The organism is Mesorhizobium sp. Primo-A, assembly GCF_003997175.1.
In the GTDB taxonomy this organism is placed as follows: Bacteria; Pseudomonadota; Alphaproteobacteria; order Rhizobiales; family Rhizobiaceae; genus Mesorhizobium; species Mesorhizobium ciceri.
On the sequence record NZ_RZTG01000005.1, the window covers coordinates 14,200 to 26,438 of the forward strand.

The window sequence follows — 12,239 nt, forward strand, 5'->3', positions numbered from 1 at the left end:
GCAGGACCAAGCCGTTCCAAAGCCGTATGTTGTTTCAAGGGTTTCTTAGCTCTCTTTTGCTATGACCGAGGGGAAGCTTGCGGAAAGCCCTCATGAACGAGATCGACCCCGCGCGCCGCTTTTCAGCAGAGGCGGTGCGTAAATTCGACGGCCCGGCCGATGGCGACACGCCAAGCGGCATGAACGATGTCGCGCGCCAGGTCGCCTCGCAGTACCGGCGCGATACGATGTCGCCGATCATGGTCAGCGGCGTCCTGCGCATGGTCGAATTCGGCTTGCTGTTCCTGTCCGGGCTCGCCGTCTATTTCCATTATGTCGGGTTCTTCAATTATCTCGCCTGGCAGTATCCGGTAACGATCGCCGCCGCGTCGTTCCTTGCCGTGGTGCTGCTCGACGTCACCGACTGCTACCAGATCGTCGCCCTGATGCGGCCGATCGCCAATTTCGGCCGTGTGCTGCTGGTCTGGGCCGGCACTTTCGCCCTGATGGCGCTGACGGCGTTCGTCATGAAGATGTCGGAAAACTATTCGCGCCTTTTGTTGGGCAGCTGGTTCGTCATCGGCTTCGTTCTCATCTTCGGCCTCAGGCTGGTAATGTCGAAGCTGATCCGGGCCTGGGCGCGCGATGGCCGCATGGAGCGGCGCGCCGTCATCGTCGGCGGCGGCAAGGCGGCGGAAATCCTGATCCGCTCGGTCGAAAAGCAGCCCTACAACGATATCCGCATCTGCGGCATCTTCGACGATCGCAGCGACAAGCGCTCGCCGCCCATCGTCGCCGGCTACCCCAAGCTCGGCACCATTTCGGAACTGATTGAATTCGCCCGCATAGCCCGCATCGACATGCTGATCGTGTCGCTGCCGCTGACCGCCGAATCCCGCGTTCTGCAGTTGCTGAAGAAGCTGTGGGTGCTGCCGGTCGACATCCGGCTTTCGGCGCATTCCAACGCGCTGCAGTTTCGCCCGCGTGCCTATTCCTACATCGGCGCGGTGCCGATGCTGGATATCTTTGACAAGCCGATCAACGACTGGGATTCGGTGGCCAAACGCGCCTTCGATATCGTCTTCAGCCTGATCGGCATCGTCGTGTTCTCGCCGGTCATGCTGGCGACCGCCATCGCCATCAAGCTCGACAGCAAGGGTCCGGTGCTGTTCCATCAGAAGCGGCACGGTTTCAACAACGAGATCATCGAGGTCTATAAGTTCCGTTCGATGTATACCGACAAGGCCGACCCGACCGCCAAGCAGACGGTGACCAAGAACGATCCTCGCGTCACCCGCGTCGGCCGCTTCATCCGCAAGACCTCGATCGACGAGCTGCCGCAGTTCTTCAATTCGCTTCTGGGTTCGCTATCGCTGGTCGGCCCGCGTCCGCACGCCATCGCCGCGCAGTCGCATAACCTGCTCTACAACGAGGTCGTCGACGGCTATTTCGCCCGCCACAAGGTCAAGCCCGGCGTCACCGGCTGGGCGCAGATCAATGGCTGGCGCGGCGAGATGGACACCAACGAGAAGATCCGCATGCGCACGGAGTATGATCTCTACTACATCGAGAACTGGTCGCTGCTGTTCGATTTGCGGATCCTGTTCCTGACGCCGCTCCGGCTGCTCAATACGGAAAACGCCTATTGAGCGCGATCAGCCATGATCTGCCGCAGGTCGTGGTCAACGCCAAGCTGGTCGCGCTGATTTCCTCGGGCGCGGTCTTCATCGGCATTCTGCTGTCCGGCTTCGTCATCAGCGAGCCGGCGCCCTATGAGCTCTACATGGCGGGGCTGATTGCCATCTGGGCGCTTTTCGGCTTGCGGATTTCCCGCGCGGCAACGCCGCTGCTGGTGCTGCTGGTGACGATGAACATCGGCGGCATGATCTCCATGACGCAGATGGCGGACCTCGCCAACACGCCGCTCTATCTCGCCGTGTCGCTGTTTCTCGCCTTCAGCGCGGTGTTCTTCGCATCGATCACAGCCGTACAGCCGAGCCTCTACCGATTGATCTTCATTGCCTATGTGGTTTCGGCCGTGGCCACCTCGCTGCTTGGCATTGCAGGCTACTTCCATGCCTTTCCGGGCGCCGAGATGTTCACCAAATACGACCGTGCCGCCGGCGCCTTCCAGGATCCGAACGTGTTTGGACCGTTCCTGGTGCTGCCCGGCATCTATCTGCTCTATTTGCTCCTGACCGGACCGGTGACGCGCATGCCGCTGCTGGCGGTGCCACTGCTGATCATCACCGCCGGCATCTTCTTCTCCTTTTCGCGCGGCGCCTGGGGCATGTTCGCCGTTTCGGCCGTCCTGCTCACCGGCTGCCTGTTCCTGCAGAGCGCCAGCGGCATGTTCCGGCTGCGCGTGGTGGTGATGACGATTGCAGCACTGGCGCTGCTGGTCGTCGCCATGATCGTCATCCTGCAGCTGCCCGGCGTGTCGGAGATGTTCTCCAACCGTGCCCATCTCGAACAGAGCTACGACACCGCCCGCCTCGGCCGCTTCGCCCGCTACGGCATCGGCTTCCAGATGGCGATGGAGCATCCGTTCGGCATCGGCCCGCTGGTCTTCGGCACGATCTTCGGTGAAGACACCCACGACATCTGGCTGAAGATGCTGATGGATTATGGCTGGCTCGGCTTCGTGTCGTTCCTCGCGCTCGTCTTGTGGACGATAGCAGCCGGCTTCCGCATCCTGCTGCGCGACCGGCCGTGGCAGCCCTATCTCCTGTGCGCCTATGTCGCCTTCATCGGCAATATCGGGCTCGGCACCTTCATCGACATCGACCACTGGCGCCATGTCTACCTGCTGCTCGGCCTGATCTGGGGCGCCATCGCGCTGGAATATAGGCATCAACTGCTGTTGCGGCCTGCCTTACAGGGCTCGCCGGCACCGGCATAAAAGTCGCGGGAGTGAGAGGGCTTCACGTTGGCCTTCGGTGGAGATCCGGCCCGCTCTACATCACGACGAAGACAGCTTCGAGAGCTTCCCGAATACGAAGTTTCTGATGGATTTCCTGACTAGGCGCTCTACATGCGCTTTACTCGGCTTCATTTGCGTTTTGAAGCGTCAGGCCAGTGTAGATCGAGTGCTCGACGGACGGTTGGTCCATGGCAAAAATATGCGGTTGTGGCAAAAACATCACATAATTTCATTTCGCTCCCGGCTATTGTTGTTCCCGAGGGAATTACTTGGGTTGGGAGAAATACGTGAATAGATTCTTAGCAGTTCTCGCGGTTGCCGCCCTGTCGGCAAGCACCGCGTCAGCAGCAGACATGTTGGCCCCGGTTGCGGGGTCGGCCTATGACTGGAGCGGCCTCTATGTCGGCGGCCATCTCGGCGTTGCCAATGGTGACATCACGGCAACGGATATGACCGAGCCAAACGGTGGGTTCTTCACCGACCTCGTTCCGGCGGGAACAGAAGGATTTGACTTCAACAAAGCCGGCGTAGCCGGCGGTATCCATGCAGGCGCGCAATGGCAGTGGGGACAGTTCATTCTGGGCGGCGAAGCGACCTGGACGGCAACGGGCATCCGCAAGACCATCACCAGCCCCTATTTCCCGGACAGCGACACCGAGACCGCCAAAATCTCGAATTATGCCACGGTCGTCGGCCGCGTCGGCTACGCCTTCGATCGCGTGCTGATCTATGCCAAGGCTGGTTATGCCGGCGGCAAGGTGGATTTCCGCGCCCGAGACAACGACGCCCTGGTGACCTACGAAAAGAATGAGTGGCAGAACGGCTATGCGCTCGGCGCTGGCATCGACTATGCCCTTACGAACAACCTCTCGCTTGGCGTGGACTACACCCACGTTGACCTCGGCCATAAGACGAGCACGGGCGACAACGTGTTCGATGATGGCACTCTCGGCGACAATCCCGAGACCTATCGCACAGAGGCAAAGGTCGATGCCGTGATGGCCCGGCTAACCTACAAGTTTGGAATGGGTCAGTAGTGCATCGACATCATTTTCGCGGATCAGATCTAGCGTCAGGGGAGCTCGTCAGCGCTCCCCTTTCCTCGTAGCCTACATATTCCTTCGAACATTCTGGCGATTGAACGAAGTCTTGAACTTCTTTGGGCAATTGCAGCCTAGAGCGGTGCAGGCTATGCCCTTCCAGGGCAAGACAAAGCACGTAGTGTGTCCGCCCTCGGTGACCGGAACCTAAGCAGCACTTGCGGTATGATTTGTCGGTGTGACTTTCGGTCACCAAAGGCACACCGGGACACCATCTGTTCCCATTTCACCAATTTCAGCGAATTCGCCTCTTGCTTCTGAACCCTTGAGAATATAGGGCTTTCCGCGGTCCGGAGTGTAGCGCAGCCCGGTAGCGCACTTGACTGGGGGTCAAGGGGTCGTCGGTTCGAATCCGGCCACTCCGACCAAATTTGAAAGCAGGACTTGCCCCCGAAGTCCGCCTCTCCAGATGCTTCGGTCAGCCCGGCCAAATCTCGGATCGGGGCAACCATGTGCTCTGCCGCTTGAACTCTGGCTTGGGCTACCCCTGGCACACATCGATCCACTCAGCCCCAATCAGCTCAACCATCCTCTGCGGGCTGATCCGCACCGCCGCATTGGTGGCGCCTGCCGCGGGCACGACCTCGTCAAATTCGCGCAGCGATACGTCGCAATAGACCGGCAGCGGCGCCGGCAGGCCGAACGGGCAGACGCCGCCGACCGGGTGGCTCGTCGCTTCGACAACTTCCGCCGCGTCGAGCATGCGCGGCTTGCCGCCGAACTGGTCCTTGAACTTGCGGTTGTCCAGCCTGGCGATGCCGCTGGTCACCACCAGCATGGTGCGGTCGCCGACGCGCAGGCAGATCGTCTTGGCGATCTGCGCCGGCAGCACGCCATGCGCCTCGGCCGCCAGGGTCACCGTCGCCGAGCTCGCCTCCGTGACGATGACATCGATGTCGGGCGCGTGGGTGGCAAAGAACGCACGAACGGAGTCCAGGCTCATATCGAAAAACCCATGGTTCAAAAACTTGAAGGACGGCGGATTGCTGTCCAGCAGCCGGGGCCGCCGCGCATATAAGCACGCGCGGCATACAAATCGGCAAGCGCCAGGCTGAAGCAGACGCTGCGGCAGGTACAAAGAAACCCGCCAAGAGGGCCTTGGCGGGGTCTCTGGAATGCCTGGTGCGGGGTCTACGCCAGCGATCGACCTTGCGCCGGCGTCGGCGCAGCCGGGGTGATCAGAGCCTCCTGGGGAAGGTGAAGCGCGGACACAATACGACGCAGCTTCGACGGATCGGTCACTCTGCCGCTTTCGATATCCTCAATCTCGTCCACCGCCAGGCCGCATGTCAGGGAAAGCTCTTCCACGCTGTAACCGCGGGTCTCCCGCATCGCTCTGAGGGTGTTGTAATCTGGCCCGCTCCCGTTGGTTGCCGGTTCGGAGTGGGGTTCGCTTTTCGCATTATGGGGCATTGGCAACTCCATGACTGAAAGAGTTTGATCAAATGAGGAGTGTTGCCTGAGACGGTCGGGAAGATGCCCTCTCACTGGTGATTTGCCAAGGGCCAAAATGGCCGTCACGGGATCGTGAACCGGGTGCCTGGCGCGGCCTCTGGCGCACACGTCGCGATCAAGTTGTTTTGAAGGCCTGATTGGCCTTTTGCCGGCAGTTTCGCCGCGCCCATTCGTTATCTCCGGGTCGCTGGCGCGAAACCATCCGGTTCCAGCCAGTTCTTTCCCGGAAGGATTTTTTGCAATGAACTTGAAGACAGTCATGGTCGTGCTCGGCACGATTTCCAGCCTTTCCGTCGCCGGCGCGGGCGCCGCCCAAGCCGCAGGCGCGCTTCGTGTGCGCGGCACGGTGGTCAGTTTTAAGCCCACGCTGCTCACCGTGAAAACCCGCCAGGGCGATACCGACGCGATCAAGCTCAAGGCCGGCTGGAAGATCTCGGGCGTCGCCAACGCCTCGGCAACGGACATCAAGCAGGGCGATTTCCTCGGCATTGCCTCCGTATCGAAAGCGGATGGCGGCAGCGGCGCCCTGGAGGTGGTGGTCTTCCCGGCCGCGCTGAAAGGCACCGGCGAGGGTGACCGCCCCTGGGACCTGCAGCCAAACAGCCGGATGACCAACGGCACCGTCGCCGACGTTACCGATATAAGCGGGCGATCCGTCACGCTGACCTATGACAATGGCCAGACCAAGAAGATTTCGATTCCCGACACCACCCCTGTCGTCACCTTCGCGCCGGCGACGCCGAGCGACCTCAAGCCGGGTGCGACGGTCTTTGTCACCGCAGAGCGGGGTAGTGACGGCGCGCTGAGCGCCAGCCGCGTCGTGGTCGGGACCAACGGCGTCGTGCCGCCGATGTAGTCGGACAGGCGGCCAATGGCCGCCTCTCGATCTTGCCGTGCATGGTGGCGGGAGGCTGGATTGGGCAGAAACAGTCCAGAAACAAAATTCTACAATCGGGAAATACTGACGAAAAAATTCAGGCGCGTAATTCCATTCGCGGCGGCCGGGCTATCGCCCCGATCCATATGCGCCCGCGAAACAAAAGGAAACGATCCATGAAGAAGTCCCTCCTCTCGGCCCTCGGGCTTGCAGTTGCATTGGCTTTCACGGTGCCCGTCATCGGTGCGACGAGTGCGGATGCGGCGCCGATGGCAAAGCACCATCGTCACCACCATCATCATCGCCACCATGTCCGCCATCACCATCATCACCGCCACCACCACCATGTGATCGGAAACAAGGCCTAAGCACCGCAAACTGCCACCGAGAAGACCGGCCTTGGCTTCCTGTCCAAGGCCGGTCTTCCCTTGGCATTGCGGCGCGTTAGCTCGACACGATTTGGGCGCACCAAGTTCGTCGAATGACGGCGCCAGCTACCTCAACCATCAGAAGCACCGCCTCAGCGCCGGCTGAACAGCAGACTGGCGACAAGACCGAGCACCACAAGGCCGACAGCAGCGGCAGCCGCCGGATGGTCGCGGGCCGACCTCTCGATCACCCTGCCCTGTTTACGCAGTGCCGGCATGGCGTCGCGCAGACGCCCCGCAAGATCGGAATAGGTGTCGAAGGCTGCATCGCGACCGTCCTCGTAGTAGGCGCCGCCTCGCCTTGCCACAGCCCTCTTCAAGCTGGCCAGTTCTTTGGTGAGAGCCGCGACCTGCCTGTCGAGATCGATGTCCGAGAGGGTCGAAAATGATGCCATGATGTGTTTCCTTCACTTGCAGAAGGAAACGTAACGCCTCACCGGAAGACGGGTTCCGGTTTCGAACTATCGCGTCGGGCTGCGGTCAGCGCACCTGATCAAGCAGGCGCTTGCATTCCAGGAGGTCGAACAACGCCTCCTGCAGCAAGGCCCTGTTGTCGCGCGAGAGTTTCGATGCATCCGGCTGCACCGGACCGTCCTCGTCGCTCTTGCCCAGGCCGAAAAAGCGACGGCTGGGTTTGACGCGCGGCTGGCCGACCAGTTCGTCGTCCATGCTGCGCGGCTGGGCCGCCGGCGTCAGCGGCACCTGGTCAGCCTGCCTTCGCTGCGAGATCGCCTCGACGGCGGCCATGTCGCCATTGCCGATGGCAACCAGGAAATGGTTGCCGTTCTCGCGCAACAGCTTCTGCACGCCCTTGATGGTGTAGCCCTGGTCGTAGAGCATGTGACGGATGCCCTTGATCAGCTCGACATCCTGCGGCCGGTAGTAACGACGGCCGCCGCCGCGCTTCATCGGCTTGATCTGGTTGAAACGCGTTTCCCAGAAGCGCAGCACATGCTGCGGCAAATCGAGATCTTCGGCGACCTCGCTGATGGTACGAAAGGCGTCGGGGCTCTTGTCCATGGGCGAATCCTCACGCTGGACGATGATCCGGCCTAGCTGCCGAATCGGGGCTTATTTCAGCGGTTTATGAAGCAATATTCAAGCCCGGCGTCATGGCGGTGGCGGTTTTCAACCGCGCTCTAGGATTACTTGCCGCTTTTGGCCTTGCCGCTCTGATGGGAGCGCAAGATACGGCTCTTCAGCACGTTGGACGACTTGAAGGTCATCACCCGACGCGGCAGGATCGGCACTTCCTCGCCAGTCTTGGGATTGCGGCCGATACGCTCGTTCTTGGAGCGGACGTGGAATGTCGCGAAGGACGACAGCTTCACCGTTTCGCCGCGCACGATGGCTTCGCAGATTTCATCCAGCACCGCTTCGACGAGTTCGGCCGATTCAGTGCGCGACAGGCCGACCTTCCGGTAAACTGCCTCGGCAAGGTCGGCGCGCGTAAGTGTCTTTCCCCCCATGCGACCGTCCCATCAGCTCAAAACATAAAATTCGGCACAACAACGGCAGAGCCTAAGTAATTGATCCGTCAAGGTCAAGGACCGAAACTGGACCGTTCGGCACTTACCAGCGAACCAGGACAGCGCCCCAGGTGAAGCCGCCACCCATCGCTTCCAGGAGGACGAGATCGCCCTTCTTGATGCGGCCGTCGGCAACGGCCACCGACAGCGCCAACGGCACGGAAGCAGCCGAGGTGTTACCGTGCAAATCGACCGTAACCACCACCTTTTGCTCAGCTATCCCGAGCTTCTTGGCGGAAGCGTCAATAATTCGTTTATTGGCCTGGTGCGGCACGAACCAGTCGAGATCCTCGGCTGAGATACCGGCTTGCGCGAACGTCGCCTCGATGACGTCGGTGATCATGCCGACCGCGTGCTTGAAGACTTCGCGGCCCTCCATCCGGAGATGGCCGACCGTACCCGTCGTCGACGGCCCGCCATCGACAAAAAGCTTGTCCTTGTGCGTGCCGTCGGAGCGCAGGCTGGCCGCCAGAACGCCATGGTCGGCGATCGTGCCCGCGCCCTCGCCCGCTTCCAGGATCATGGCACCGGCGCCGTCTCCGAACAGCACACAGGTCGACCGGTCGCTCCAGTCGAGAATGCGCGAGAATGTTTCGGACCCGATCACCAGGACACGCTTGGCCAGGCCGCCGCGGATGTAGAGATCGGCGGTGGTCACGGCATAGACGAAACCCGAACAGACCGCCTGCATGTCGAAGGCAAAGCCGTGATGCATACCGAGCCGGTTCTGGATCTCGACGGCGGTGGCCGGAAACGTGTTGTTGGGCGTCGAGGTCGCCAGCACGATCAGATCGATGTCGGCGGGCGTGAGGCCCGCATTGGCAAGTGCGGCACGTGCCGCCGCTTCCCCCAGCGAAGCGGTCGTCTCGTCATCGCCCGCGATGTGGCGCTGGCGAATGCCGGTGCGCTGGGCGATCCACTCGTCGGAGGTCTCGACCATGCCTTCGAAATCGGCATTCTTCATGATTCGGCGGGGCAGCGCGGCGCCCGTGCCGCGCACGACTGATCTGATCAAAGTTCTTTCCTATTCCTTTGCGTCGGTGACGACGTCGGATTTCCTAGATGACAGGGCGCGCGGGTTGCGCGCATGAAACAGGTCCAGATCGGCCTCGATACGGTCGAGGAGGTTGTTGCGGACCATGTCATAGCCGAGTTCGATCGCGGCGGCGAACCCGTCAGAATCAGCACCGCCATGGCTTTTGACGACGATCCCGCTCAGCCCCAGGAAAACGCCGCCATTGGAGCGGCCGACATCCATCTTTTCGCGCAAGCGGTTGAAGGCGCCCTTAGCGAAGACGTAGCCGATCCTGGCCATCAGGGTGCGGCTCATCGCGGCGCGCAGATAACCCGCTATCTGGCGCGCCGTGCCTTCCGCGGTCTTCAGAGCGATGTTGCCGGCGAAGCCCTCGGTCACCACAACGTCGACCGTGCCCTTGCCGATATCGTCGCCCTCGACGAAACCGTGATAGTTCATCGAGGCCATGTTGGCTTCGCGCAGCATGCGCCCCGCCTCCTTAACCTCTTCCTGGCCTTTGATCTCCTCGACGCCGACATTGAGCAGGCCGACGCTGGGCCGGGCTATGCCGAAGACCGAGCGCGCCATGCCGGTGCCGAGAATGGCAAAATCGATGAGCTGTTGCGCATCGGCCCCGATGGTCGCGCCGACATCCAGCACCACGCTTTCGCCGCGCAATGTCGGCCAAAGGGCTGCGATCGCCGGGCGATCGATGGTGGCCATGGTGCGCAGGCAGAATTTCGACATCGCCATCAGCGCACCGGTGTTGCCCGCGGAAATGCAGGCGTCGGCCGTGCCGGCCTTGACCGCTTCGACGGCCTTCCACATCGATGACTTCCAGCGGCCGTGGCGCAGCGCCTGGCTCGGCTTGTCGTCCATCCTGACCGCAATTTCGCAATGGAAGAATTCGCTGATCTCGGCAAGCTTGGGAAATTTGGCGAGCTCCGGGCGCACGACCTCCTCACGCCCGAAGATGACGAAGCGGATGTCGGGACGACGGGTCGCGACCGTCATGAGCGCTGGAATGACCACGGCTGGTCCGTGATCGCCGCCCATGGCATCGATGGAAATCCTGATCACGCGGTATTTGTCTCACGGTTAGGCGGCAGGTCGTTTAGCGACCGCGAAGGTTCGGCGAAAATAACGGTTTTGGGCTGCCACACAACCGACTTTTCCGTCGCGGGCGAGCTTTTCAGGATTTTCCCAGCAAGGATCGCAGTTTTTGCTGAAATTCATTCTCCGCCGGTTCGGTCTCGCTGCCGGCGTTGAGCGCTGCGCCCTGCTTACGCGGATAGGGGTCGATGGCGAGCCCGAAATACTGTTCGGCGAGTGCCCCGACATCGATCGTGTCACCGGAAAATGTCTCTGGACTGTCAGGGCCTTCCGCGTCGAGCAGGATCTCGCCGCCACCATCGAAACCCTGCCGTCCAAGCTTGGAATCCTCGGGCAGCAGCAGCGCTTCGACCGGTTCGTCGATATGCGCTTCGACAGGCTCGAGCGTGACGATGCAGGCCTGGGTGATGTCGGCTTCGACACGACCGCTTATCTTCACGCCATTGCGCTTCCACGACGCGACCAGAAGCTCGGCGCGATAGGATTCGACCGAAATCAACCCGTGCTCCTCGGCCAGTGCCGCACGCTGTGCGGCATCGGCTTCGACAACCAGCGGCAGGCCCTTTTGCGGCAGGCGCGTGATGTTTGCACGGAAGGAGACCGGGCTTTGCGGGTCCACATGCTTCATTGTTCAACCTCCTTGGCGGCGGGAAAGGTCAGCGTGCCGGAGACAATCGATTCGGATGTCTGCGCGGCCAGATGATTGCGCGCGTCGGTAACATAGTTGGCCAGCAGCGATGCTTCCAGCCAGGCGCCCGCGTCGGGCCGGACATTGCGGGCAAGAGCCGCGGTCAGCGCTTCATGGTCGTTTCTTTCCAGGGCATCGTCATAGGCAGCGGTTCGGCCATAAAACATCTTTGCCAGCTTTTTCATGCGTTTGGGCACGCCAACGTCGCCAATGCCCAATTCCCGCAACGAATGGTCGACGTCGAGGAAGAACTCGTCGATCAGCACCTGGGCGACCTCTTGCGCCGCACCGCTCTCACCGCGCAACCTGTGCTGGAACAGGAACATGTGCAGCGACAGCATCTCGAAACGGCCAAGCGGCGTGTCTGGCACATTCCAGTGGGAATAAAACACCGTCTGCCGCGCCGCCGCCACGATTTGTGCGTAAAGCGCCTCGGTGATAGCGCGGTTGGCGTAGCGTTCGCGGCCAAAAAAGCGCTGGAACATTGGGGATGGTCTCCTGGGGACCGTTTGTTGAAGTGGGCTTGTTGCATCGGCAAGCAAGCTGGTTTACCGGTTTCGCGGCCCAGCGCAAGTTGCGGCCAGCTAATGGAGTTGTTGTTGCGCGCGCTGAATTTCAAGTCGACCTTCTCGTCCAGGCCCGCCGGCGCGATCTCGCTGCTGATGATCGTTTCGGCACTATCGGCCTGCCACACCTCCAAGATGATCGGCGACCTCAGCCCGAGTGAGACGCTGACGCAAGGTTACGTCATAGACCAGCAGGCAATCGACCTGGTGCCGGTCGGTTCGAGCCGCGAGCAGGTGCTTCTGGCGCTCGGCACGCCGTCGACGACCGCGACCTTCGACAACGAGGCCTTCTATTACATTTCGCAGACGCGCAAGCGCTACGTCGCCTTCGACAAGCCACGGCTCATTGATCAGCATGTGCTGGCGGTCTATTTCGGCGCCGATGGCCGCGTCACCCAGATCGCCAATTACGGGATGAAGGACGGCAAGATGTTCGACTTCATCTCACGCACCACACCGACCGGCGGCAAGGACCAGAACTTCCTCAGCCAGATCATCAACGGTGCCAGCAAGCTGGCACCCAGCATTCCGGGCGGCGGCGCCTAATTCCTTTCGGCTTCCATTCC

Annotated in this window: 14 protein-coding genes and 1 tRNA gene; 6 read left to right on the forward strand and 9 right to left on the reverse strand. The window is 61.4% G+C overall.

The window, feature by feature from the left end:
• Positions 1 to 92: 92 nt before the first annotated feature.
• From EOC83_RS10675 to EOC83_RS10690, 4 genes are all read left to right on the forward strand, one after another.
• Positions 93 to 1,628 carry an undecaprenyl-phosphate glucose phosphotransferase gene (locus EOC83_RS10675; protein ID WP_063167773.1) on the forward strand — a complete coding sequence of 512 codons (1,536 nt, stop codon included), beginning with the start codon at positions 93 to 95 and terminating at the stop codon, positions 1,626 to 1,628.
• Complete coding sequence (locus EOC83_RS10680) at positions 1,625 to 2,881, forward strand: O-antigen ligase family protein (RefSeq protein ID WP_063167772.1); 1,257 nt, start codon at positions 1,625 to 1,627, stop codon at positions 2,879 to 2,881. The genes EOC83_RS10675 and EOC83_RS10680 overlap by 4 nt, the downstream gene beginning before the upstream one ends.
• 290 nt (positions 2,882 to 3,171) lie before the next feature.
• Positions 3,172 to 3,939, forward strand: coding sequence for an outer membrane beta-barrel protein (locus tag EOC83_RS10685; protein ID WP_013532224.1), 768 nt, complete (start codon positions 3,172 to 3,174; stop codon positions 3,937 to 3,939).
• A 354-nt stretch (positions 3,940 to 4,293) separates the two neighbouring features.
• Positions 4,294 to 4,370: transfer RNA gene (locus EOC83_RS10690), tRNA-Pro, on the forward strand.
• A 113-nt stretch (positions 4,371 to 4,483) separates the two neighbouring features.
• Here the strand turns inward: EOC83_RS10690 and EOC83_RS10695 are convergent.
• Positions 4,484 to 4,945 carry a YbaK/EbsC family protein gene (locus EOC83_RS10695; RefSeq protein ID WP_013532225.1) on the reverse strand — a complete coding sequence of 154 codons (462 nt, stop codon included), beginning with the start codon at positions 4,943 to 4,945 and terminating at the stop codon, positions 4,484 to 4,486.
• A gap of 188 nt (positions 4,946 to 5,133) precedes the next feature.
• Complete coding sequence (locus tag EOC83_RS10700; RefSeq protein WP_063170208.1) at positions 5,134 to 5,415, reverse strand: helix-turn-helix transcriptional regulator; 282 nt, start codon at positions 5,413 to 5,415, stop codon at positions 5,134 to 5,136.
• Between the two features lie 283 nt (positions 5,416 to 5,698).
• Between EOC83_RS10700 and EOC83_RS10705 the strand changes: the two genes are divergently transcribed.
• On the forward strand, positions 5,699 to 6,313 hold the full coding sequence (locus tag EOC83_RS10705) for a hypothetical protein (RefSeq protein WP_063167771.1): 615 nt from the start codon (positions 5,699 to 5,701) through the stop codon (positions 6,311 to 6,313).
• A gap of 541 nt (positions 6,314 to 6,854) precedes the next feature.
• On the opposite strand, the gene EOC83_RS10715 is transcribed toward EOC83_RS10705, so the two are convergent.
• The 7 genes from EOC83_RS10715 to EOC83_RS10745 all read right to left on the reverse strand — a co-directional run bounded on the left by EOC83_RS10715 (position 6,855) and on the right by EOC83_RS10745 (position 11,592).
• Positions 6,855 to 7,157 (reverse strand): hypothetical protein, encoded by a 303-nt coding sequence (locus EOC83_RS10715; RefSeq protein ID WP_013532229.1) that lies wholly within the window; start codon positions 7,155 to 7,157, stop codon positions 6,855 to 6,857.
• 85 nt (positions 7,158 to 7,242) lie between these two features.
• Positions 7,243 to 7,782 (reverse strand): MerR family transcriptional regulator, encoded by a 540-nt coding sequence (locus EOC83_RS10720; RefSeq protein ID WP_063167770.1) that lies wholly within the window; start codon positions 7,780 to 7,782, stop codon positions 7,243 to 7,245.
• A 125-nt stretch (positions 7,783 to 7,907) separates the two neighbouring features.
• Positions 7,908 to 8,231 (reverse strand): integration host factor subunit alpha, encoded by a 324-nt coding sequence (locus tag EOC83_RS10725; RefSeq protein ID WP_013532231.1) that lies wholly within the window; start codon positions 8,229 to 8,231, stop codon positions 7,908 to 7,910.
• 103 nt (positions 8,232 to 8,334) lie between these two features.
• Positions 8,335 to 9,306 carry a beta-ketoacyl-ACP synthase III gene (locus tag EOC83_RS10730; protein ID WP_024504674.1) on the reverse strand — a complete coding sequence of 324 codons (972 nt, stop codon included), beginning with the start codon at positions 9,304 to 9,306 and terminating at the stop codon, positions 8,335 to 8,337.
• Between the two features lie 9 nt (positions 9,307 to 9,315).
• A complete protein-coding gene (gene plsX, locus EOC83_RS10735) occupies positions 9,316 to 10,386 on the reverse strand; it encodes a phosphate acyltransferase PlsX (RefSeq protein WP_024504675.1) in 1,071 nt (356 codons plus the stop codon).
• Between the two features lie 112 nt (positions 10,387 to 10,498).
• Positions 10,499 to 11,047 carry a DUF177 domain-containing protein gene (locus EOC83_RS10740; RefSeq protein ID WP_013532234.1) on the reverse strand — a complete coding sequence of 183 codons (549 nt, stop codon included), beginning with the start codon at positions 11,045 to 11,047 and terminating at the stop codon, positions 10,499 to 10,501.
• Complete coding sequence (locus EOC83_RS10745) at positions 11,044 to 11,592, reverse strand: ubiquinol-cytochrome C chaperone family protein (protein WP_063167769.1); 549 nt, start codon at positions 11,590 to 11,592, stop codon at positions 11,044 to 11,046. Before EOC83_RS10745 ends, EOC83_RS10740 begins: the two co-directional genes overlap by 4 nt.
• A gap of 114 nt (positions 11,593 to 11,706) precedes the next feature.
• Here EOC83_RS10745 and EOC83_RS10750 point away from each other — a divergent pair, with 114 nt between their 5' ends.
• A complete protein-coding gene (locus tag EOC83_RS10750; protein WP_013532236.1) occupies positions 11,707 to 12,219 on the forward strand; it encodes an outer membrane protein assembly factor BamE in 513 nt (170 codons plus the stop codon).
• Positions 12,220 to 12,239 lie beyond the last annotated feature (20 nt).

Bases quoted from the DNA above. Each gene is read 5' to 3' on its own strand.
- EOC83_RS10725 (WP_013532231.1), bottom strand. From the start codon at position 8,231: ATGGGGGGAAAGACACTTACGCGCGCCGACCTTGCCGAGGCAGTTTAC.
- EOC83_RS10700 (WP_063170208.1), bottom strand. From the start codon at position 5,415: ATGCCCCATAATGCGAAAAGCGAACCCCACTCCGAACCGGCAACCAAC.
- EOC83_RS10675 (WP_063167773.1), top strand. From the start codon at position 93: ATGAACGAGATCGACCCCGCGCGCCGCTTTTCAGCAGAGGCGGTGCGT.
- EOC83_RS10705 (WP_063167771.1), top strand. From the start codon at position 5,699: ATGAACTTGAAGACAGTCATGGTCGTGCTCGGCACGATTTCCAGCCTT.
- EOC83_RS10720 (WP_063167770.1), bottom strand. From the start codon at position 7,782: ATGGACAAGAGCCCCGACGCCTTTCGTACCATCAGCGAGGTCGCCGAA.
- EOC83_RS10715 (WP_013532229.1), bottom strand. From the start codon at position 7,157: ATGGCATCATTTTCGACCCTCTCGGACATCGATCTCGACAGGCAGGTC.
- EOC83_RS10745 (WP_063167769.1), bottom strand. From the start codon at position 11,592: ATGTTCCAGCGCTTTTTTGGCCGCGAACGCTACGCCAACCGCGCTATC.
- EOC83_RS10695 (WP_013532225.1), bottom strand. From the start codon at position 4,945: ATGAGCCTGGACTCCGTTCGTGCGTTCTTTGCCACCCACGCGCCCGAC.
- EOC83_RS10740 (WP_013532234.1), bottom strand. From the start codon at position 11,047: ATGAAGCATGTGGACCCGCAAAGCCCGGTCTCCTTCCGTGCAAACATC.